This window comes from Desulfobulbus alkaliphilus (assembly GCF_016918545.1).
Lineage (GTDB): Bacteria > Desulfobacterota > Desulfobulbia > Desulfobulbales > Desulfobulbaceae > Desulfobulbus > Desulfobulbus alkaliphilus.
On sequence record NZ_JAFFQC010000015.1, the window covers coordinates 1 to 21,360 of the forward strand.

A 21,360-nucleotide genomic window follows, 5' to 3' on the forward strand; every position below is an offset into this window, starting at 1 on the left:
CTGCCGGGGCATTATCGCCCTGCACTGGATCTTGGTGGCATGGTTGCTGTTCAAACAGAGTCACCCTCCTCCGTAGTAGCTGTTGAATAGTGTATTGACCCCAGGGCTATTTGTGGGGAGTTGACAGTCGGGGCATCCGTCCGCACGCCATCTTGATTGCCCGTACCCGTCCGATAAAGTGTCCTTTCATCGAAGGGTCATAGACAATACAGCTGACGCACGGACAAACACTCACGGATTCAGGTCAGTGCAAGGTGATTGATTGCCGGCAGATTCAGCTCTTATCCCGGTCCCGGTCCGTTGCCCATAAGGCCTGGTCGAGATCCCAGAGGATATCTTCGATATCTTCAAGCCCTACACTCAGCCGAACCAGATCCGGTGCGACCCCTGCCTGGAGCATTTCCTGGTCATCGAGCTGGCTGTGGGTGGTGCTGGCCGGGTGAATCGCCAGGCTCTTGGCATCACCGACATTGGCGACATGGCTGAAAAGCTGCAGCCTGTCAATGAATTGCTGCCCTTTTGCCCGGCCGCCCTTGATGCCAAAGGCGATGATGGCTCCTGCGCCATCGGGCATGTAGCGTTGTGCCTGCTGGAAACTGGGATGATCGGCCAGGCCGGGGTAGGAAACCCGGTTGACCTGTTCGTGACTTTGGAGAAACGCAGCCACCTGCCGGGCATTGTCTGTGTGGCGGCGCATACGCAGGCTGAGAGTTTCAACACCCTGTACAGTCAGCCAGCTGTTAAAGGGCGAAGCGCACATGCCCATGTCCCGAAGTGTCTGCACCCGTGCTTTGAGGAGGAAGGCTGCCGGGCCAAGAGTGCTGTACACCAGACCGTGATAGGACGGGTCGGGTTCGGTGAAATTGGCAAAACGGCTGCCGCTCCAGTCAAAATTACCCGCATCCACCAGTAGACCACCGATACAGGTGCCGTGACCGTTGAGGAATTTGGTGGTACTGTGACTGACGATATCAGCTCCCCACTCGATGGGACGGCAGAGGTAGGGAGTGGCCAGGGTGTTGTCGATGACCAGGGGAAGGTCGTGAGCTTTGGCCATGGCGGCAACCTCTTCGAAGGGAAACAGAATCAGGCCGGGGTTGCCCAGCGTCTCGCCATATATCAATTTGGTATTGGGCCGGATGGCGCGGAGGAAGGAATCCGGCTCGGCAGGATCGGCAAAGGTGACCTCAATACCCAGCCGGGGCAGGGTGTAGTGAAGCTGGTTGTAGGTTCCACCGTAGAGACTGCTGCTGCTGACAATATGGTCACCTGATTCACAGAGCGTGAGAAAGGCCAGGGTCTGGGCGCCGTGGCCACTACTTGCCGCCAGACCGGCGATGCCGCCTTCAAGGTCAGCAACCCGGGTTTCGAGTACCTCGCTGGTTGGATTCATGATGCGGGTATAGATATTGCCAAATTCCTTGAGCGCAAACAGATTGGCGGCATGCTGAGAACTTTCAAAGGTGTATGAGGTTGTCTGGTACAAAGGGAGCGCCCTGCTTCCGGTGGTCGGATCAGGTTTCTGGCCGGCATGGAGTTGGCGGGTGCTGAAGCCGAAGCGGCGTTGCGGGGTTGTCATGATACGGCCTCCTGATGAAGGGGATGGGAAAATATTGGGTCCGGCGGACAGGATTGGACTCTGACTGGAAGAGGTGCCTTGTTTTGGCTGCGCTCCAGGCAACGGTTGGACCAACCAATTGGACTGTTGTGGGGTCAATATACCGTATTTGCCTATGATGCACGAATTTCTTGTCAGCTTTTTCGTCGTTTTCTGTCACTTTTCACCAGGCGCGGGATAGTCTCACCCGGAATCAAACGCTGACATTGCCTGCAGGATCAACGGCTGTCGGTCAACTGAATCCGTGACGACTGGATTTTTTTGGATATATCTTGCTGTAATCAGATAATACTTGCAGGAGAAACCTTTGATGATACCCTTAACCAGCCGTCACGCATTCAGGAGAAAGTAAGGGGGGCAGGGAGAACAGGTATGGGACACATGACAGGTAAAGACCTGTATCAAAAGCTGGGCAAACGCCTGGATCAGGCACCGATGCGCACACCCTGGACCCCGATTTTCCGCGAACTGCTGGAGGCGCTCTATTCCCCGGCAGAGGCGGAGCTGGTCTGCCGTCTCCCCTTTCGTCCTTCAACCCTGGCCCGTATTGCGCGCCTCACCGGTGAAACCGAATCAAGGCTGCACGCCATGATGGATGGACTCTGCGCCAAGGGTCTGGTAGTCGATATTTGGAATGGCCAGGAATATCAATATATGGTCAGCCCGATAGTCATTGGTTTTTTTGAGTTCACCATGATGCGCACCGGACCGGATCTGCCCATGGCGCGCTGGGCTGAACTCTTTCGAGGGTATATGTTCGGGGAAAAGGACTTTCTCGCCGCCAATTTCGGAGACGGACAGCAGGTATCGGTCATGCGCGCGCTGCCCCATGAAGAGGCCCTGGGCGAGCACGTCGAAATCCTTGCCTATGAGCAAGCCGTGGCCCTGGTCGATGAGCACAGCGATTTTTCCCTTGGGCTTTGTTCCTGTCGCCACGAAAAACATCACTTGGGCCATGCACCATGCCGCGCACCCATGACGACCTGCACCTCCATGGGCTCCGGGGCCCGGTTTCTGATCAGAAACGGGTTTGCCCGGCCGATGGAAAAAAGGGAGATGCTCGATATCCTCGCTCGGTCCAGGGACCTGGGCCTGACTCTGTCTGCCGATAATGTACGCCAGGGCGTGGGTTTCATCTGCCATTGCTGCGGATGCTGCTGCAATCTGTTGCGGGGGGTGCGGGAAACAGGGTATCCGGGGCTTCTGGTCACCTCCGGTTTTGTGGCCACGTTATCCGAGGCCCTGTGCACTGGTTGCGGCCTGTGCGCCAAGGCCTGCCCGGTGGCCGCCATCAGGATGGAGGCTGAAACCACTGCGGACAAAACCCAACCAGGGGGCAAGACAGCGCGGATCGGCTCCATCTGCCTGGGATGCGGGGTTTGCGCTCTGCAATGCCCCACCGGCGCTCTGCACCTGCAACCACGGGCGCGGAAAGTCCTCCATCCCGAGGACAGCTTTGAACGGGTTCTTCTTCAAGCCCTGGAACGGGGCACCCTCCAGTCTTTCCTCTTTGACAATCCCAACAGTCGGACGCAGGGGTTCATGCGCGGCCTGGTCGGCGGCTTTCTGCGGTTGCCTCCGGTCAAGCAGGCCCTGCTGAGCGATGCTCTACGTTCCCGTTTCCTTGCCGTCCTGCGTCGGGGCACGGAATAGTCACGGTTTGCTGCCGTGGTCCTGAAAACCGGGCGCGGCGACCGAGGAGGATCAACCGCACCCGTTTCCTCCGCTGGCACAGGCGCCTTTGGACGAGCATTTCCGCATCCTGCCCTGAAGACCGGCAAAACCCTGTCCGGTGTAGACCGCCTCCAGTCCTCGTTCGATGAATCCTGCCATGGTCACGACCTGCATCCCCCTGTTCTGCAGTATTTCCCTGGGGGATTCGCCCAGATCGTTGACCAGGATAGCCCGACAGTCTGCGAGGATACGGCTGATATTGAACCAGCGCTGACTTCCTCCACCGGCAGGCGGGGCCGGGCGCTCTTCGAGGCAACGGTACCCGCCTGCATCGTCCTGGCCCCAGATCTGAAAGCGGGTCGCCTCGCCCAGGTGCTGGTTAACCAGTACCCCTTCCAGGGTCGCCACCGCGACATAGGAGCGTTCTTTTTCCCCTTGCGGGGCCGGTATCTGAGCACAGACGCTGAGGCAGCCACGCATCTCCTCGGTGCGGTCCTGGTCAAGCAGGCCGACGGCATCGGCCCGGCAGCGGGTGCAGTGCCGCATCTGGGGCAGGAACTGTTCGGCTTCGGTGCGGATTCGCTCCATCTGCTCCTTGTCCGGTTCGCCAAGGTGTTCGAATGCGGTATCAATATTGGGAAACATGGCCATGCAGTTGAGCAGATCCACTCCCCTTGCCTGCATGGCCGCCGCTACTTCAGGAACATGGTGGTCATTGATGCCCGGGATGACGATGGTGTTGACCTTGACGGTGATGCCGTGCAGTTTGAGCAGATCAATGGCCTGCAGCTGGCGGGCAAGGAGCAGTTCCGCTCCCTGTCGACCTCGGTAGAGCACCTTGCCGTCCCGCACCCAGGCATAAATCCGGGCGGAGATCTCGGGATCCACGGCATTGATGGTGATTGTGAGGTGGGAAACGCCTATCTCCGCCAACTCCGGGACATGGGGGGCCACATTCATGCCGTTGGAGGAAAGACAGAGGATGGTGTCCGGATGGTGCTTGCGGATCAGGCGCATGGTTTCCAGGGTCAGATCGGCATTGGCAAAAGGATCCCCGGGGCCGGCGATACCGGCCACCGAGATGCGCGGTTCTTTTTCCAGCACTCTGTCCATATACACCAGGGCCTGCTGCGGGGTCAGCAGGGTGCTGGTGACCCCGGGCCGCGATTCGTTGACGCAGTCGTACTTGCGGTTGCAGTAGTTGCATTGGATGTTGCACTTCGGGGCAACCGGCAGATGGACCCGGCCGTACTGTCCCTTGGCCTTGACATTGAAACAGGGATGGCGGTTGAAATCGTGTTCGCTGAGCATGATGGGCTCCTGTATCGTTGTTGGGACGGCAGAGTTCACGCGGTTACATATAGAGATAGCCGACCGGAGAATCGTCCTGTTTTTTTGCGATCATGGCATTGGTGATGGTGTCGAACAGATGTTGCGCTCCGGCATAGCCGAGATGGAGAATGCGCTGGCCGCCAACCCGGTCATGGATGGGAAAACCGACCCGAATGAGAGGGATGGCACATTTTCTGGCGAGCGGGTACCCTTTGGAATGGCCGATAATCAGGTCCGGAGACAGCCCTTCAGCCAGCTCGCTGATTTCATAAAAATCCATGCCTTCAAAGACCTGCGGCTGCTCTGTCAGGGTGTCACCGGTGACCTCGGCAATGGCCTGTGCCAGTCTGCCGGAGGTGCCGCCCGAGGCACAGAGCACCGGCTGGATGCCGATTTCCGTGAGCAATGAGCACATGCCGACCACAAGATCTTCTTCGCCGTAGATGATGGCCCTTTTGCCGAAAACATACTTATGGCCGTCGACATAGGCATCCACCAGTCGGCCGCGCTCCTTGGCATATTTTTCCGGGGTCGGCCGGCCGCTCAGTGTTTCCAGGAGACGGAAAAAACGATCTGTTTCTCGAATACCCACCGGCATGCCGATCCGGTGCAGAGGGGTGTTGAATTTAGCCGCCAGGATATCACCACCCGTGGTCAAGGGGCCCAGGGTCGGACCGAACTCGATGGTGGCCCGGGAGCAGCCCATGGCCCTGATCGCTTTTTGCGGCGTCCCTCCTGCCTGGATTTTTTCGTATTCCAGTAACGCCGGGCCATCCATGGTTTCAGAAAGATCCGGCAACAGGGTGTAATTGAGGTCAAAGGCGGCCATAATCTCATGGAGGAGGCGATAGTCCGCGGAACTGACAAAGCCGGGCAGCAGGTTGACGGTCTCGTTTGCTGGTCCACCGGCACTCAACTGGTCCACCATCGCGCCAAGGGCGGCGTGGAACCCTTCCATATGGGTGCCGGAGTAACTGGGGGTGGACACATGGACCAGACTGGGCAGGCCCACCGATCCTTTGGTATCTTCCTGATATTCCCGCAGGTACATGCCCACATCGTCGCCGATGGTCTCTGTCAGACAGGTGGTCGCAATAGCGATGATATCGGGTCGGTATTTGGCGGCCACGTTGGTCAGCCCAAGTTTGAGATTGGGGCCGCCGCCGTAGACCGCATGCTTTTCCGACAGCGAAGATGAGGCAATATCGATGGGTTCGTTGTAATGGCTGATGATATAGCGTCGCATATAGGTGGCGCATCCCTGGGAACCGTGCAGATAGGGCACCGCACCTTCGATGCCTTTGAAAGCCAGGCAGGCCCCTAGAGGTTTACAGAGTTTGCAGGCATTGGTGGTTGAGATATAATTGGGCTTTTTCGCCCTTGGTGGATTCTTGCTCATGACGCTCTCCTGGTCCATCGAGGTTATCGGCTCGATGGAACCGATTTTTTCCGGGGTACAAACTGCCAGACCGGGCTCATCACCGAGGAGTAGACCTCCTGGGCAAAGTTGAGCATGCCTTCGAAACCGGCCAGGGCCTCCTTGCGCTCGTGATTATGGTCGCAGAAGCCGATGCCCAACTTGTAGGCAATGGGCCGTTCCTTGACCCCGCCGACAAAAATGTCCACCTCTTTTTCCTTGAGAAAGGAGGTCAGTTCCAGTGGGTTGGAGTCATCGACAATGATTGTTCCCGGGTCAGTGATGGCTTCCAGTTCCAGGTAGTCTTCCCGGGTGCCGGTCTGGGAACCGACCATAACCACCTGCATATCAATGAGCCGGAAGGCTTTGACCAGGGAAAAAGCCTTGAAAGAGCCGCCGACATAGATGGCTGCTTTTTTACCGCCCAGGGCCTTGCGATACGGTTCCAGAGCTGTGGCCAGTTTCTTCACCTCTTCTTCGACGAGTTTTTTGGTCCGTTCCATCATGGCCGGATCCTTGAAGAAACGGGCAATGTCATACAGTGCCTCGGCCATATCCTCGATACCGAAGTAGGAGACCCGGATCGAGGGAGTCCCGAATTTTTCTTCCATCATATTGGCCAGCTGCATGGTTGATCCGGAACACTGGACAACATTGAGGGCCGCTCCGTGGGCCCGTTCGATATCCGCCACCCTGCCATCGCCGGTGATGTTGGCCACCACCTCGATGCCCATGCGCTCGTAGTACTCGCGAATCATCCAGATCTCGCCGGCCAGGTTGAAATCGCCAAGAATGTTGAGGGAATGTTTGGAGATGGAGCTGGTGTCTCCCTTGCCGATCAAGCGGAACATGGCGTCACAGGCCGCCTGATAGCCGGCTCGTTTGTTGCCTTTGAATCCTTCCGATTTCACCGGAATGACCGGGATACCGTATGCCGCTTCGACCTGGCGGCAGACGGCATCCAGGTCGTCGCCGATGATGCCGACAATGCAGGTCGAGTAGACAAAGGCCGCCTTGGGGCTGTGGCGTTCGATCAATTCTCCCAGGGCGGCCAGCAATTTTTTTTCGCCCCCGAAAATGACATCTTTTTCCTGAAGATCGGTGGAAAAGGAAAGACGATGCAGCTCGGGGCCGGAAGACAGGGCCCCCCGGATATCCCAGGTGTACACGGCGCAACCGATGGGACCGTGGACCAGGTGCAGGGCATCGGCTATGGGGTAGAGAACGACTCTGGAACCGCAGAAGACGCAGGCCCGTTGACTGATGGCACCGGCCAGGCTGTCTTTGTTGCAGACCAGGTTAAAAGGGGCCTCACCTTTGATGTGGATCTGATTTTCCCTCTCCTGCAGTGCAATTGCTTCCATGATCTATCCCCCGTAAACGATTCGCATGTTTGCCACTGCTTTCGCAAGGGGTGTGCCAGGAAGGTGGTTTGCAGAAAAAATATATTAAATATAGTAGGTTATTGCTTGAATGTATTGAAAAGAAGAACGGAGGGATGCGGTTGATTTTGTCGCTTGATCAACAAAAAAGAAGGGGTCAGACACTTTTGTCTGATTTCGGCAGGAGGAAAAGGCGGGTATCTGGAAAAGGCCTTGACCAGGGGTATTTTCTTTGTAAAAGTAGCCGTACTGGGGTGAAAAAACAGGGTACTGTTTTTGCCTGATGGATTCCAGGGGCCTGCTATGACCAAGAAAATATTGATTGTCGAGGACGAACCGCTGATTGGTCTGATGCTGGCTGAAAATGTGCGGGAATTGGGATGCGTGGTAACCGGGGTAGTGACCAGCGGTGAAGCAGCGATTCGAGCGGTGCAGAGGGACCAACCGGATGGCATCCTCATGGATATCAGTCTGAACGGTGTTCTCGACGGTGTCGAAACCGCCCGGGTTATCAAGGCCAGAGAGGATATTCCCATTCTCTTCTTTACAGGGTATCAGGACTTTTCCCTCCACCAGCGGGCCCATGGCGTGCAACCGGTCGGTATTGTCGACAAACTTGATTCCACCGAGGCGATCAAGGAGGCGATCAGCTCTTTTCTGCGATGACTTTTGAGTCCTGGATCCGTGCCCGTTTTTCCGTGCGTCAGCTTCGTTGTTTGTGACCGTTCGATTAATGGAGACTTTATCGGACGGTTAAGGGCAATGAATATGGTGTGCTAACAGATGCTCACGGATTCAGGTGGTAGCTTGTGGGTGAGGCACAAGCCCCAACAAAAGGACTGAAGAATACGCAGGGCACAAGGTGCTCCGCTGAACAGAGAGCATGACAGAGATTTTTCAGGAACCCTGGTCCGGGGCGAGGGTCAGGACACCGGCTGCCACCAGGCTGCGAATCTGCCCGGATGTCAGCCCTGCCAGGTGAATGAGATCGCTGCCGCCTTCACCCACAAGCGGTGGTTGCCGGCGCAGAGCAAAGGAGCGTCCGTCGAGGCGGAGCGGCAGTTTGGGCAGGGCGACTTCGCTGCCGGCGGGGGTCCTGGTTGCCGCAAGGCCACCTGATTGCCTCAGGTGGGGATCGTTCCATAAATCCACCGGTCGGTTGACCGGAGCAAAGGGTATACCTGCCTGTTCCGCCAAGGCGGTCAACTCGGCACTGCTGAGCCGTTGCAGCCGTAGTTCCAGTTCCGGAAAAAATCGCTTTCGCTCATTGATACGGCCCTGATTGGTGGCCAGCAGGGGATCATCGGCCCAGTCAGTAAAACCGAAGGTGGCGCACATCCGCTGCCAATGGCGGTCCGAGGTGATGCCGATAAACACTTGCTGATCGTCGCTGGTGGTGAACAGTTCATATACGGCCCAGGCCCGGCCTCGTTCCGGCATGGGGGGCGGGGGCTGACCGGTGACTGCGGCCCCGGCCATGTGCTGGGCAACAAGCAGGGCCACGGATTCGAACAGTGAGGCTTCCACCAATTGCCCCTGTCCGCTTTGTTGGCGTTGATACAGAGCCGCAAGAATACCGATTACGCCGAAGCCGCCGCTGAGGATATCGGTGACCGAGGCCCCGGCCCGCATCGGCTTGCCGCTGGGGCCGGTCATATACGCAAGCCCGCCCATCATCTGCACCACCTCGTCCAGAGCCGGCCGGTGGGCATAAGGGCCGGGCATGAAGCCTTTAAGGGTACAGAAAATCAACCCCGGGTTTTGTTTACGGCAGATCGGGTACCCGATGCCGAGGCGGTCAACGGTGCCGGGAGCGAAATTTTCAATGAGCACATCAACGTGCTGCACCAGGGTCAGAAAGAGTTCCCGGCCCTGATCGGTTTTCAGGTTCAGGGCCAGACTTTTTTTGTTGCGGTTGAAACAGGTGAAAAAACCGGCCCCGAACCCCTGCAGCCGGCGAGTTTCATCGCCCAGGCCCGCCTGTTCCACTTTGTAGACTTCAGCCCCTAGGTCAGCGAGAATCAGGCCGCAGGCCGGACCCATGATATTCTGACCGAGTTCCAGCACCCGGATTCCTGTCAAGGGTAAGTCTTGGTGAGCCATTTTTTCCTCCATGGATGGTCGCAGCGATACTGCCCATCCATTTTTCGTCCTCCCTTTGTGCCCAGACAACTCTTTATTATAACCTGATTTTATCCCTGAATCCGTGAGCGTTCGTCCGTGCGTCAGCTTCGTTGTTCGTAACCGTTCGATTAAAGTAAACTTTATCGGAGGGTTACGGGCAATGAAGATGGCGTGCGAACGGATGCCCCGAAGGGCGGCGGGTGAAAGTTATTGCCAAGGATTCAGCAGCAATTACAAAATGATTACAGAAAGATATGTCCAAAACAAGAGTCCAGCCGTCACGGATTCAGGTTTATCGTCTTCTTTTCTCAGGCCCGTTCCAGGTTGATGCTTCGCCGGCCAATGCGATAGGCGCCGTTTTTTGCCAGCAGGCGGCCGACAATCGTTTCCGGAGCATCCACCAGGGTATGGTGCGATTCTAAGCGGATTTTTCCCAGTTGACTGCCGGAAATGCCGGAATAATGGGACAGAGCCGCCACCACATGATTGATGCCGATACCGTCGGCCCGGCCGATGTCCAGCTTCAGGGATACCATATCCTTGTCGCGGCCGGCGCCGCCATGGCGGCCAGGGCCGGCGTGTCCGGAGAATGAGCGCGACCCCCGCATATTTTTGCGGATTTTGGGGTTGAACTGTTCTTCCTTGATGGGGGTGATGGGGTCAATGGGACGTTTTTTCTCATCGCTTCTTGCCAGCTTGAGGGCGGCGGCGGCGATATCCGCGGGGTCATGCCCGGTCTGCATGAGCATGTCCACCACCTCCCGTTCCCGGCGGCAGCGACCGCGGCGGATCCAGACTTCCAACTGTTCCATGAGCAGGGCCTGGCGATGATTTTCGATCTGTTGGATGGTGGGCAGTTCCGCCCGGGTCAGCTTGAATCGCGTCAGGTCCTCGATTCTGCGCAGCATCCAGCGTTCCTTCGGGGTCAGCAGGGAAATGGCGATACCATCTCGGCCGGCCCGCCCGGTACGACCAACACGGTGGACATAGACCTCGGGGTCCTCGGGAGGATCAAAATTGAAAACATGGGAAATATCGTCGATATCAAGACCACGGGCAGCGACATCGGTGGCCACGAGGATCTTGACCTGGCCACTGCGAAAGCGGGTGAGCACCTGGATCCGCGCCTCCTGACTGAGGTCGCCGTTGAGTGGTTCCGCGGCAAAGCCTCGGGCGGTGAGCTGACTGGCTAACTCGCCGGTGCCGATCCGGGTGCGGACAAAGATCAGGGCGCTGTCTATAGTCTCCATTTCAAATAAACGGACCAGGGCTGCCACCTTTTCCTGCTGGTTGACCAGATAGTAGCGCTGTTCAATGGTGGCACCGGTCAGTTGCCTGGGGGTGATGGAAACGGTGAGGGGATCGCGCAGGTAGCGGGCGGACAGGCCCAGAACTCGTTTGGAGATGGTGGCGGAAAAAAGCATGGTCTGTCGTTCGGTGGGGATTCGATCAAGAATCAGCTCGATATCCTCGACAAATCCCATGCTGAGCATTTCGTCGGCCTCGTCAAGGACCACGGTACGGACATGGCTCAGGTCGAGAATGTTCTGATTGATGAGATCGAGCAGACGTCCAGGAGTGCCGACAATGATTTCCGTCCCCTGGCGAAGGCTGCGGATCTGCAGCTGATACGATTGTCCGCCGTAGACGGCAAGCACGGTGATCCCCAACTCTTGTCCAAGGCTCTGAATGGCGTCGGCAACCTGGATGGCCAGTTCCCGGGTAGGGGCAAGAACCAGCGCCTGGATACCCTTTTCTTGTGATCGAGGTTTGATGCCCTGCAGCAGTGGCAGACTGTAGGCCGCTGTTTTTCCAGTGCCGGTCTGCGCCTGACCAATGAGGTCGCGGCCACTGAGCAGCGGTGGAAGGGCCGCCTGTTGAACAGGAGTCGGGGTTGTGAATTCGAGTTTGGCCAGGGTCCGCAGCAGGGCGGGGTGGAGGTCGAACTGGGTAAAGGTGGAGACTGTCATCTGCTTGTTCCTCATGAGGTAATGTCTTGATTGAATTCCCGGGGCGGGTCATGGCCTTGCGGCGAATCCCCTGTTGTCCGTTGACAGATGACCCCCATTGGGAACAAGAGCCTGACTGTCACATGTATCCGTTTTCCCGCCGCTGTTGCGCGTGGCGAGGAAAAACGGTGTATGGTTTTCTGGAACAAAAAACGCCTGACCGGGATGGCACAGGCGACCGTTATGGAATGTTCAAAACGAGAGTGGGGGTAATAAACGCTGTACTTTTATATGAAAGTGTTGGTTCCGGTGGCGGCACCATTCCGGAGTGCTGACCTTTCATTGTCCGTTGTGGCTGGCCAATCTGATCCAGCCATACTGGTTAAAAAATAAATATACTTTGCTTGCATAAAAAAAACAAGTCATCCAGTCTGAGGAAGACCCATCGATGGATTTATTGCTGCCTGAATCCGTGAGCGGGGTGCCCCGTAGGGCGGCTGGTGAAAATTATTATCAAGGATTCAGCTGCAATTATAATCTGATTACAGCTAGCTATAACCAAAACAAGAGCCCGGCCGTCACGGATTCAGGTGCTGTTGACAGGCCGCGGCCAGCAACGGCAGGGTGACCTCGGCATCGCCCTGGAAAAAGAAATTTTTTGCCCGGGTGCTGCTGCCATATCCCCAGGCCGTGAGGGCCTGCTCCCGGTTGCATTCAAAAATGGAGCCGCCGTTGCGGCGGACCAGGCTCGGCAACTCCGCAGCCGGATAGACCTGAGCCGAGGTGCCGATGGCCAGCAGCAGATCGCAGTCGGCGATGAAGTGGTGGATAGCCTCCAGATCACGTACTGCCTCCCCGAAAAGGACCACGTTGGGTTTCAAAGGAAAACCGCACTGCGGACAAATCGGGGTCTCGGAAGAGTGGAAATGGTCGTAGACAGCGGGTTGCAGCAGATCGCACTGCAGGCATTGCAGATGCTGATGGTCGCCATGAATCTCGAACACCCGGCGGCTGCCCGCCTGTTGATGGAGGTTGTCGACGTTCTGGGTGATGATGCCGTGTACCAGGCCTGCTTGTTCGAGTTCGGCCAGGGCCAGGTGAGCGGGATTGGGTTTTTTTCCGAGCAGGACCTTCCCTAAGGCCCGATAGAGTTGCCAAGCCTTGGCTGGGTCGTGGAGAAAGACTTCGAGGGTGGCATATTCTTCCGGAGAGAATACGGTCCACAGTCCTCCCGGGCTGCGAAAATCAGGGATACCACTGGCCACCGAGATGCCTGCCCCGGTGAGAGCCACAACCTTGGTTGCTGTCCGCAGGACAGTGGCGGCCTCGGCAAGGTGGGTTGTTTCGTTTTGAGAAATGGTGATATACATGGGATTCGTCCACGGATGGAGTGCTGGTCAACGGGTACGCCCATCATACGGCGTGGTCAGCCGCAGACGGCCGCAATTGTTATTCGAGGCTTTCAAGGAAGACCCGGTCGTAGACCTCGCGGTAGGTTGCAATGCTGTGTGAATCCAGCCAGCGCTCATACGCACCTCGGTATAGTTGACTGGGACGCTGGCTGAGTAGGATTTTGTTGATTTCGGCTATGATTCGGGCGCCCCACTCGTTTTTGGAGCAACCGACGGCACTGAGCCAGTTGTCGTAATCCTGACTGTTCTCCTCGATAGTCAGGGTCATGAGCTGATCCCGAACCCACAGTTGTTCCGCCTGGAAGAGAGCCTCTTCGGGCAGACCGATGAGGCCGTCGAGACGATTCATCATCAGCATCCGAAAGAGGTTGAGCGACAATTCCTGACCGGTAAACTCGACTACATTGGCCTGGTCGGCGTACTGATGCAGGACCTGGTCGGTGGCGACGCCGTAGGAACGGTCCTTGGATATCCCAATCACCAGATCTTCATTGGCGAGGATATCGGAGAGGCGGACCGTTGGCCGGCCGCCAAAGGTTTGGTATTGATCGGCTTTGATGATGATCACCGCCGGCAGGGTGAGAAAGCTGGGGATGGAGAAATGCATGAACTCCTCCCGTTCCGGTGTCCGGTAGAGACCGATGCTGCAGACTTTTTCCCCCTGCTTGAAGGCATAGAAGTGCCGGGTGATGTTGGTGGTCATGGTCTCATGGTTGTAGCCGGTAAGGTGTTCCCGGATGATTTCGGCGACGACGTCGCCGTATCCCTGCCCCTGAAAGGGACCGCTTTTGATGAAATAAGGGGGCATGGCCGCTTCCATCCACATGACCTCGTCTTTGGCTGATATCGGGTGGGCAGTGATCAGCAGGCTCAGGCAGAGCAGGATGGTGGCGGTATAGTGGCGCAGGGCGATGCTCATGGGCTGGCTTCCGAGTTGGTTGAGAGACCGGGAGGTATGAGATCCGCTGATTGGAGCATGCGGGCGTGTCACGAAAATATGATAATGAATTTTTTTAGCGAATCACCAGAAGGTTTGTCAAGCGGAAATGGTGTGCAAAGGCCTTGCGGCACAAGGACTTTGCTGATCAATCCCTTCGTTTATCTAGGGGGGAGACAGCAAGATTTTCATCCTGCATGGCAGTCAAATGTTCGTCAACCCTGCCTTGGTTGAAGAACAGGAGGGCCAGCAGCCAGCCGTAGGCGAATACGGCCAATACGGCGAACATGGGCAGGAAATACCCCAGCGGGCAGAGGATGAGCACGGTCAACCAGTGGAGGAGAATAACGGCTGGGGAATGAAGCTGGAGAGGGAAATCCCCGTGGCGGCTGATCACCACCAGCCCGCTGATATTCCACCCATAGAGGGCGGTGAAGGCATGGATACGCAGCAGGGGGTACCTGAGTTCCGAGGTGTCTGCGCTGGAAAAGGAAAAAAATATATAGACAATGCCGGTGATTGAGGTGACGAGGAGAAAAGCGATGCCCGAGGTGAGAAAGGCCTTCTGCTGCAAGGGGATGCCTTCATGCCAGTACAGGTAGAGAACCAGGAGTACCGCGAAAAAAAGCAGGGTGGCGATGGTAACCTGGGAGGTGAACATGTCGGCAAGAATAAAGATGAAAAAAACGATGACACCGAGGTTGATGATCCAGAAGGCAGCCTCTTTGAGCACAGTGGTGAGCCGGAGGATCTCATCCTTCATCAGGGTGAAGATGACCGCCATGGAAATGAGCGAAACGGGAAAGGAAAAGCCGAGGAAAAAGGTGTCGAGCGTCAGTTTTTCGATGATGATCCATCCGAGGTACTCGCTGTTGAGGATCACCGGGCTGGAAAGGAACAGTCCCAGGGACAGGCAGAGCAGCGCTGCCTGATGAAATTTCCGGGAGACCCGCTCACGGTGGAGGAACAAGGCGCGGGGAAAACGACTGCCGAAATGAGCGATTCGAACTTGTTCAACCAGCACCCCCAGAATCAATGGCAGAAGCAGAGCCGGTAGGTACCAATGGAAAAAAGCACAGAGGGCAAAAGCCAGCGAGAGCATGAGAAAGATTGCCGTACGCCACGACAGGGCCGCCCTGCCTTCAGTAAAATAGAGCAGCAGGGTACCGCCGCTGCACAGGTTGAACAGAAAAATATGCAGCCGTTCGAAATTGAGAACCGCCGGCGGGACGACGTGATGGAGAAAACCGCAGGCGAGCGCCGAGGTCATCATGACCAGCAATATACTTTTGAAGGCCCAACTCACCCTGGTCTATGCTCCATGTTCACTCCCAGGGCGGATTGAGCTGTTCCAGCGCCCCTGGCTGGCTGTGCCCCTGGTCAAGTACAGCGGCGGAGCAGGGAAACAGGGACGCTGTGGAGAAGATGTTGCTTTCAGGTACTGACAAGCTCTTTCAACGCTGGTTGCAGTTCCGGGTAGGTAAACTGAAAACCGCTTTCGGTCAGTGCTCGCGGGATAATTTTCTGTCCCTGGAGCAGGGAGCGGCCGAATTCGCCCATGATCCATTGAACAGCAAAGGCCGGTGCTGGAAGGATCGCCGGTCGATGCAGCGCTGTGCCTAATTGGCGGGCAAACTCTTTTTGTCTGACGGTTTGTGGTGCGGTGAAATTGAAGGGCCCGCTGCAGGTCTCTGCGCTGAGGAGAAAGTGGATGGCATTGACCAAATCGTCGAGATGAATCCATGGAAACCATTGCTTGCCGCTGCCGAGGGGACCGCCCAGGGCGAATTTGAAAGGCGTTTTCATGGTGGCAAGGGCACCGCCTCCCTTGCCAAGGACCACTCCAAAACGCAGCAGGGCCACCCTGGCCCCTTTTTCAGCAGCTTTGGTAGCCTCTTGTTCCCAGTCCCGACACACATGGGCCAGGAAATCGTCGCCGCCGGGACTATGTTCCGTGACTTCGCTCTCACCGCTGTTGCCGTAGTAGCCGGCGGCTGAAGCACTGAGCAGCACGGCCTGAGTGTTTTCCGGTAAAGCAGCCACCAGGTTTCTGGTGGTGAGGATGCGGCTGTCGTAAATCGCCTGTTTGTATTTGTCTGTCCAGAGGCCAAAAACCGAACGACCGGCCAGGTTGATCAGGGCCTCCTGCTCCGCCACTTGTTTCTGCCAGTCTCCGGGCCGGGTCGTATCAGCGGCGAGGCAGGTCAACTGAGGGTGGCCCTTGAGGGGGCTCCGGCCACTGCTGCCGGTAACCGTTACCTCATGTCCTTCTTCAAGTAGTCGTTTGCTCAGGGCTGTGCCGACAAAACCGGTGCCACCAGTGATCAGAATTTTCATACAAGCCTCCTCTGGAACAAGTCATGACGATGAGGTGACTGAAGCAAGTCACCCGAATGCTCCACAGCATAAACCTCCTGGTCGCAGAGGGCAAAGAGAAAGGAGATGGAGTGGGATTCTTATACGGAAAAGTTGAGGTGCTGTTTCAGAAGCCTGGATCCGTGAGCGTCCGTCCGTCAAAGATTCAGGAGAAGTGCTGGGTATCGATGCGGGGCAGGACGCTGCCACTTAGATCCGTCGGTTCGTCAACGTCCCGCAGCAGCGGCAGGGGGGCAAAAGTGAGCCCGGCTGCCTCCAGACGATGGACCGTGCGTAGAAAGACCTCGGCCGTGGACCAGGGGATATCGCTGAACAGGGAGACAAGCTCAGTTGAGGGGATATCGTCACGTACACCGATGAGATAGTAACCGCCGTCAAGAGCCGGTCCCAGCACCACGGGGCTGTGGTGCAAGCGGTCAAATGCTTCAGCCATAATCGTTGTCGACAGTCCGGGAATATCGCTGCCCACCAGGACAACGTGCTTGGCTCCGGCGTCTAGAGCGTTGCGCAGGGCATGGAGCATCCGTTGACCAATATCGCCCGGTCCCTGTTGCTGGTAGATGAAATCATGGCCGAGCCAGGACTGCATTTCCTCGGTGCTGCCGCCATGGTGGCAGACCACGGTTTCGATTGTTCCATCAAGAGCAAGGCGGCGAACGGATGCCGCAATGGTCTCGGTCATGCTTTTCTGCAGCCTGGCGGCGCCATCAGCTCCCAGGAGCGGGATAAGGCGGGTTTTCGTGCTGCCCGGTTTGGGGTAGCGGGTGAAAAGAATCAGGAGTTGCGCTGCGGCCATGCTATAAGACGTTCAGGGGTTTCTTGGCGGGGCTGGGTTTTTCCGGGTGGGCAAGCTCCGGGTAGTATTTTTCGATACAGTCGGGACAGATGCCGTGGGTGAATTCGGTTTTGGACCGTTCCTTGATGAATTTTTCAACACTCTGCCAGAACTCTGGATCGATGCGGACTTGTTGACAGGAGGCACAGGCTGGCATCATATTTTCCAGATAGTTCAAACGATTAAGCAGTTTATAGGTATGGCGAACAATGAGCGCGCCGACTATGATAATGGCGAGGCTTTCAAAAATAGATTCTCGCCAATTGATCGGTGTCGAGGGACCGCCAAGCAGCACGTAAGGAATATCCAAGATTTCCGTGACCCAGGTGACCGTGGCCATAAAAAGGATACCAATAGTGTGCCACCATATGACTCGCTTGGCGATCGTCTTGTTTTTATGATTGTTCATGGCCAGGTGTCCTGTGGGTTTTGGAGTTCAGACGCCCGGAAGGGCGGCGGGTGAAGGGTATTATCCAGGATTCCGCTGCAATTATACCCTGATTGCAACACAATATTTCCAAAACAAGAGTCCAGCCGTCATGGATTCAGTAAAAGAAAAATCCAGTCCACCCGCAAGCTGGAGGTAATCGTTCAAGGGGTCTGTACCTGTCTGCCTTATCACGCTCCTTTGATCGCTTCCAGCCGGACGGGTCAGTACTTGGAGAAGACACCGGGAGCACGGATTATTGAAACACCAGGTGGCTGGTGATAATACGGGCTTTATCCAGGGGAATAACCTCGGGTTCGAACCGTTGCAGTTCCTCGATATTCCAGGTACCATTCCGGTCCAACAGTTGCAAAGCCTCTTCTTTCGACCCTGCCAGGACCGTGACCTGGGCTTCAAGATAATTCTCTTTATGGATGTGTGGTTCGTCGAGCATGGACCAGCTGGAAAACCGTTTGCTGTGACGCCAGATGAAGATCTGCATTGGCTGCCTCCGGAAAAGGAAAGTGGTGCCTGGATCCGTGAACGTTCGTCCGTGCGTCAGCTGTATTGCCGGTGACCGTTCGATTAAAGTACACTGTATCGGACATTTACGGGCAATGAAGATGGCGTGTGGACGGATGCCCCGAAGGGCGGTTGGTGAAAGTTATTATCAAGGATACTACTGCAATTAGAATCTGATGACACCAAGATATATGCAAAACAAGCGTTCAGACGTCACGGATTCAGGTGGTGGTGACGCCAGTTGTATGAGGGATTGTACCCGTTTCTTTTTTCGGGTGCAAACCCTTGCTTTCCCTGCCGGATTAATCCTTCTCCATTGATCTTTTACCGCGATGGGATATAACTGTAACCTGAATTCGTGAGCGTTTGTCCGCGCATCAGTTGGGTTATTGATCACCGTTCAATGAAACCTGAATAGGGCAGGCAATGGGATACAATGACGCGGACCGTTCCAGTCTTCGGGCGTCTGTCTGGACCACAGGAGCATGGCCATGGATATCGTGATCATTGGTGCTGGGGCCATGGGGGGCCTGTTCGGGGCGCTGCTCGCACCGTGGGCCAGGGTTACCCTGTGCACTACCAATACCGAGCATGCGGCAATTATCAGCCGTCAGGGGTTGACCCTCACTTCCATGAAGGGAACGATCTGCCGCCAGAGGGTCAGGATTGTTGTGGATCCTGATCCTGAGGCCATCGCGGCGGATCTGGTCCTGGTCTGCACCAAAGCCCGAGCCACGGCAACCGCGGCCAGGACAGCATTGTCCGTGCTGCGTACCAATGGCCTGGTACTCACCCTGCAGAACGGCCTGGGCAATCTTGAACGTATCGCTTCCGTGGTCGGGACCTCCAAGGCCACCGCCGGCATAACCTCCCAGGCCGCGACTCTGGTTGCTCCCGGGCATATCCGCCATGCCGGGGACGGACCGACCCGGCTGGCCGCCGGTCCGGGGCAATCCGAGCGGGTGGAGGCCGTGGCCGCCCTGTTCAACCGGGCCGGGATAGCAACCACAGTGAGTGACGATGTGGACAGCCTCTTGTGGTCAAAGCTGATGGTGAACGTTGGTATCAATGGATTGGCGGCCCTGTTGCGGGTGCCCAACGGTACCCTGGCCCGGGTTCCGGAATGCGGACAACTCATGGTCCAGGCCGTGGAGGAGGCCGTGGCTGTCGCCCGGGCCCTGGGAATCGACCTCCCCTATGAGGAGCAGGTTGACCGGGTCAGACAGGTCTGTGTTCAGACTGCTGAAAATCGGGCCTCCATGCTTCAGGACATTCTCAAGGGAAAGGCCACTGAGATCGATGTCATTAATGGGGCCATTGTTGCCAGGGGAGAGGAGGCTGGAGTGGCGACCCCGGTGAATCTGTTGATCACCCAATTGATCAAGGCCCTCGAGGCCACGGTTGATCAACGGATCCGAGGTGACGGTGACGGCAATCATGTGCATGCCCCCGTTCAAAGGAACCACTTTGGCGGTCGAACATTTTTTCAGGAGAATCCATGCAACAGAAAAAACTGACTATCCCGGATATCAGAAATCGGAAGAATCAGACCCCCATCGTTGAATTGACCGCTTATGACTATCCCTGGGCCAGGATGGTGGATGCCGCCGGGATCGACATAATCCTGGTGGGAGACAGTCTGGGGATGGTGGTCCTGGGCTATCCGGATACGGTTTGCGTGACCATGGAGGAGATGCTGCATCACAGCAAAGCCGTGGTGCGTGGGGTCGAACGGGCCCTGGTGGTCACTGATATGCCGTTCGGGTCCTACAACAGGTCCATTCCCGACGCCATCGACAATGCCACCCGGCTGCTCAAGGAGGGCCATGCCGATGCGGTGAAACTCGAAGGCGGTGTGACCATGGCCGCCACCGTGGCCGCCATTGTTCGCGCCGGTATTCCCGTTCAGGGGCATATCGGGCTTACTCCGCAGACCGCCACCAGTCTGGGAGGATTCAAAGTTCAGGGCAAGAACGCCGAGGCAGCAAGGCAATTGATCGATGACGCTCGGGCTCTGGAGGATGCAGGGTGCTTTTCCATTGTCCTGGAAGCTATTCCCGCCCCCTTGGCGGAGCACATTACCCGACAGGTCACTATTCCCACCATAGGTATCGGAGCCGGGGCCGGCTGTGACGGTCAGGTTCTGGTGATCCATGATCTGGTAGGACTCTACGACCGGTTTACGCCCAAGTTCGTCAAACAGTATGCCCGGATCAATGAACCTGTTGTCGAGGCGCTGACCAGGTATAAAGAAGAGGTGGAAAACCGCACCTTTCCCACTGAGGCGCATAGTTTTTCCATGAAAGCCGAGGAGCGCGATAAACTGCTGGATTTGTATTGAGAGCCAGGTTCAGGTATCGGCGGCTACCTCAGGCACTGCACAGGCATCGGGAAAAATTCTTTTCGTTCAGAGCCTTAATTTCCAAGGAAACAGCATGGGCACCTGCCGGATATACGCCAGGTATGCCTCCCCCAGGTCTGCTTTGAGTTTACCTTCTTCCAGCAGGGTGCCACTGATGAGGTAACCGGTGAGGATGGTCCGGACAACCAGGCTGACATCGGTGAGATTGGGCAGGGACCAGAGCAGCGCTATGCCGCCGCTGTACCAGGGGTGGCGGATAAAACGGAGAATTCCGGATCGCCGGAACGACGCCGGTGATGTTTCTCGTCCAGCCCGGAAATCCCGCCACTGGCGGATACCGAGAAACGAACGTAGATCGTAGGCTCGAAGTCCGCCGATGAACATCATCGCTGCATAGAGAAAGAGAACACACTGCCCTGACAGCAACCAGAACGAAGGGGTGCCCAGCGGCTGCTGCGGCAGACCGCGGGTATACCAGAGCAGGGGTGCGAGGGTGGCCAAGGCAATGAGCACGTACCCGAGCCGATAACATCCAAGCCAGGGACCGCTCTTTTTTTCGAACCAGCGGCGGACCGGGCTGGTGATCAGCAGGCTGTGCAATCCGCACCAGGCCAGCCACAGCAGAATCAGCTGCAGCATGGCCAGCGGAGATTGGAGGTCAAAACCTGTCGGCACGTGTTTTCCCCTGATGCTGCATTATGGTCAACCCTGGGTGCCTGTGGCGTTTACGATCCGGTCTCTCAAGGGTCGTTAGAGCCATCTTCCACGATGAGGATGCATTTTTCCGGACAATAGGCGGCGGCCTCGCGAACAGCGCTGGTCACCTCTTGATCGGAGTTGATCAATTCAGCCTTTTCCGTCATGGGGTTGAGGGCAAAAACATCGGGGCACATGGCAATACAGGTAGCGCAACCGTTGCATCGGTAGCTGTCGATCAGGATGGCACTCATTGGCGAAGATCCCTGTCAGAGGATTCCGGCGATACCTTCCCGC

21 protein-coding genes are annotated in these 21,360 nt (G+C 56.7%); 6 read left to right on the top strand and 15 right to left on the bottom strand.

Annotated elements, in window-relative coordinates:
* Nucleotides 1-274: 274 nt before the first annotated feature.
* Nucleotides 275-1,579 carry an O-acetylhomoserine aminocarboxypropyltransferase/cysteine synthase family protein gene (locus JWG43_RS09395; protein ID WP_205242662.1) on the bottom strand — a complete coding sequence of 435 codons (1,305 nt, stop codon included), beginning with the start codon at nucleotides 1,577-1,579 and terminating at the stop codon, nucleotides 275-277.
* Nucleotides 1,580-1,990: 411 nt separating this feature from the next.
* On the opposite strand from JWG43_RS09395, the gene JWG43_RS09400 reads away from it, so the two are divergent.
* Nucleotides 1,991-3,271 carry an ATP-binding protein gene (locus JWG43_RS09400; RefSeq protein WP_205242663.1) on the top strand — a complete coding sequence of 427 codons (1,281 nt, stop codon included), beginning with the start codon at nucleotides 1,991-1,993 and terminating at the stop codon, nucleotides 3,269-3,271.
* Nucleotides 3,272-3,322: 51 nt separating this feature from the next.
* Here the strand turns inward: JWG43_RS09400 and JWG43_RS09405 are convergent, their stop codons facing one another.
* The 3 genes from JWG43_RS09405 to nifE are packed head-to-tail and all read right to left on the bottom strand — an operon-like array spanning nucleotide 3,323 to nucleotide 7,405.
* Nucleotides 3,323-4,603 (bottom strand): radical SAM protein, encoded by a 1,281-nt coding sequence (locus JWG43_RS09405; protein WP_205242664.1) that lies wholly within the window; start codon nucleotides 4,601-4,603, stop codon nucleotides 3,323-3,325.
* A gap of 43 nt (nucleotides 4,604-4,646) precedes the next feature.
* A complete protein-coding gene (locus JWG43_RS09410) occupies nucleotides 4,647-6,023 on the bottom strand; it encodes a nitrogenase component 1 (RefSeq protein WP_205242665.1) in 1,377 nt (458 codons plus the stop codon).
* 23 nt (nucleotides 6,024-6,046) lie between these two features.
* The gene (gene nifE / locus JWG43_RS09415) at nucleotides 6,047-7,405 is read right to left on the bottom strand and encodes a nitrogenase iron-molybdenum cofactor biosynthesis protein NifE (RefSeq protein ID WP_205242666.1); all 1,359 of its coding nucleotides are present in this window, start codon (nucleotides 7,403-7,405) and stop codon (nucleotides 6,047-6,049) included.
* A gap of 68 nt (nucleotides 7,406-7,473) precedes the next feature.
* Here nifE and JWG43_RS09420 point away from each other — a divergent pair, with 68 nt between their 5' ends.
* Both JWG43_RS09420 and JWG43_RS09425 read left to right on the top strand, forming a co-directional pair.
* On the top strand, nucleotides 7,474-7,707 hold the full coding sequence (locus JWG43_RS09420) for a hypothetical protein (RefSeq protein ID WP_205242667.1): 234 nt from the start codon (nucleotides 7,474-7,476) through the stop codon (nucleotides 7,705-7,707).
* Between the two features lie 19 nt (nucleotides 7,708-7,726).
* Nucleotides 7,727-8,089: a response regulator gene (locus JWG43_RS09425; protein WP_205242668.1), complete on the top strand. Its 363-nt coding sequence runs from the start codon at nucleotides 7,727-7,729 to the stop codon at nucleotides 8,087-8,089.
* Nucleotides 8,090-8,320: 231 nt separating this feature from the next.
* Here the strand turns inward: JWG43_RS09425 and JWG43_RS09430 are convergent, their stop codons facing one another.
* From JWG43_RS09430 to JWG43_RS09450, 5 genes are all read right to left on the bottom strand, one after another.
* The gene (locus tag JWG43_RS09430) at nucleotides 8,321-9,526 is read right to left on the bottom strand and encodes a CaiB/BaiF CoA transferase family protein (RefSeq protein ID WP_240193499.1); all 1,206 of its coding nucleotides are present in this window, start codon (nucleotides 9,524-9,526) and stop codon (nucleotides 8,321-8,323) included.
* A 329-nt stretch (nucleotides 9,527-9,855) separates the two neighbouring features.
* Nucleotides 9,856-11,517 carry a DEAD/DEAH box helicase gene (locus JWG43_RS09435; RefSeq protein WP_205242670.1) on the bottom strand — a complete coding sequence of 554 codons (1,662 nt, stop codon included), beginning with the start codon at nucleotides 11,515-11,517 and terminating at the stop codon, nucleotides 9,856-9,858.
* 557 nt (nucleotides 11,518-12,074) lie between these two features.
* A complete protein-coding gene (locus JWG43_RS09440; protein WP_205242671.1) occupies nucleotides 12,075-12,866 on the bottom strand; it encodes an SIR2 family NAD-dependent protein deacylase in 792 nt (263 codons plus the stop codon).
* Nucleotides 12,867-12,945: 79 nt separating this feature from the next.
* The gene (locus JWG43_RS09445; RefSeq protein ID WP_205242672.1) at nucleotides 12,946-13,827 is read right to left on the bottom strand and encodes a TIGR02285 family protein; all 882 of its coding nucleotides are present in this window, start codon (nucleotides 13,825-13,827) and stop codon (nucleotides 12,946-12,948) included.
* 166 nt (nucleotides 13,828-13,993) lie between these two features.
* Complete coding sequence (locus tag JWG43_RS09450) at nucleotides 13,994-15,118, bottom strand: hypothetical protein (protein ID WP_240193500.1); 1,125 nt, start codon at nucleotides 15,116-15,118, stop codon at nucleotides 13,994-13,996.
* Here JWG43_RS09450 and JWG43_RS09455 point away from each other — a divergent pair.
* Nucleotides 15,117-15,290 (top strand): hypothetical protein, encoded by a 174-nt coding sequence (locus JWG43_RS09455; RefSeq protein WP_205242749.1) that lies wholly within the window; start codon nucleotides 15,117-15,119, stop codon nucleotides 15,288-15,290. The two genes, JWG43_RS09450 and JWG43_RS09455, sit on opposite strands and share 2 nt — an antisense overlap.
* Here the strand turns inward: JWG43_RS09455 and JWG43_RS09460 are convergent.
* From JWG43_RS09460 to JWG43_RS09475, 4 genes are all read right to left on the bottom strand, one after another.
* Nucleotides 15,280-16,182, bottom strand: a complete 903-nt coding sequence (locus tag JWG43_RS09460; protein ID WP_205242674.1) for a TIGR01777 family oxidoreductase — start codon at nucleotides 16,180-16,182, stop codon at nucleotides 15,280-15,282. The two genes, JWG43_RS09455 and JWG43_RS09460, sit on opposite strands and share 11 nt — an antisense overlap.
* A 184-nt stretch (nucleotides 16,183-16,366) precedes the next feature.
* Nucleotides 16,367-17,017: a TIGR04282 family arsenosugar biosynthesis glycosyltransferase gene (locus tag JWG43_RS09465; protein WP_205242675.1), complete on the bottom strand. Its 651-nt coding sequence runs from the start codon at nucleotides 17,015-17,017 to the stop codon at nucleotides 16,367-16,369.
* 1 nt (nucleotide 17,018) lies between these two features.
* Nucleotides 17,019-17,465, bottom strand: a complete 447-nt coding sequence (locus JWG43_RS09470; protein ID WP_205242676.1) for a hypothetical protein — start codon at nucleotides 17,463-17,465, stop codon at nucleotides 17,019-17,021.
* A gap of 274 nt (nucleotides 17,466-17,739) precedes the next feature.
* The gene (locus tag JWG43_RS09475) at nucleotides 17,740-17,985 is read right to left on the bottom strand and encodes a hypothetical protein (RefSeq protein WP_205242677.1); all 246 of its coding nucleotides are present in this window, start codon (nucleotides 17,983-17,985) and stop codon (nucleotides 17,740-17,742) included.
* A 511-nt stretch (nucleotides 17,986-18,496) separates the two neighbouring features.
* On the opposite strand from JWG43_RS09475, the gene JWG43_RS09480 reads away from it, so the two are divergent.
* Nucleotides 18,497-19,522, top strand: coding sequence for a ketopantoate reductase family protein (locus tag JWG43_RS09480; protein WP_205242678.1), 1,026 nt, complete (start codon nucleotides 18,497-18,499; stop codon nucleotides 19,520-19,522).
* Nucleotides 19,504-20,346 (top strand): 3-methyl-2-oxobutanoate hydroxymethyltransferase, encoded by an 843-nt coding sequence (gene panB, locus JWG43_RS09485; RefSeq protein ID WP_205242679.1) that lies wholly within the window; start codon nucleotides 19,504-19,506, stop codon nucleotides 20,344-20,346. The genes JWG43_RS09480 and panB overlap by 19 nt, the downstream gene beginning before the upstream one ends.
* Nucleotides 20,347-20,412: 66 nt before the next feature.
* Here panB and JWG43_RS09490 read toward each other — a convergent pair whose 3' ends face one another.
* On the bottom strand, nucleotides 20,413-21,042 hold the full coding sequence (locus JWG43_RS09490; protein ID WP_205242680.1) for an NnrU family protein: 630 nt from the start codon (nucleotides 21,040-21,042) through the stop codon (nucleotides 20,413-20,415).
* Between the two features lie 65 nt (nucleotides 21,043-21,107).
* The gene (locus JWG43_RS09495; RefSeq protein WP_205242681.1) at nucleotides 21,108-21,317 is read right to left on the bottom strand and encodes a ferredoxin; all 210 of its coding nucleotides are present in this window, start codon (nucleotides 21,315-21,317) and stop codon (nucleotides 21,108-21,110) included.
* Nucleotides 21,318-21,360 lie beyond the last annotated feature (43 nt).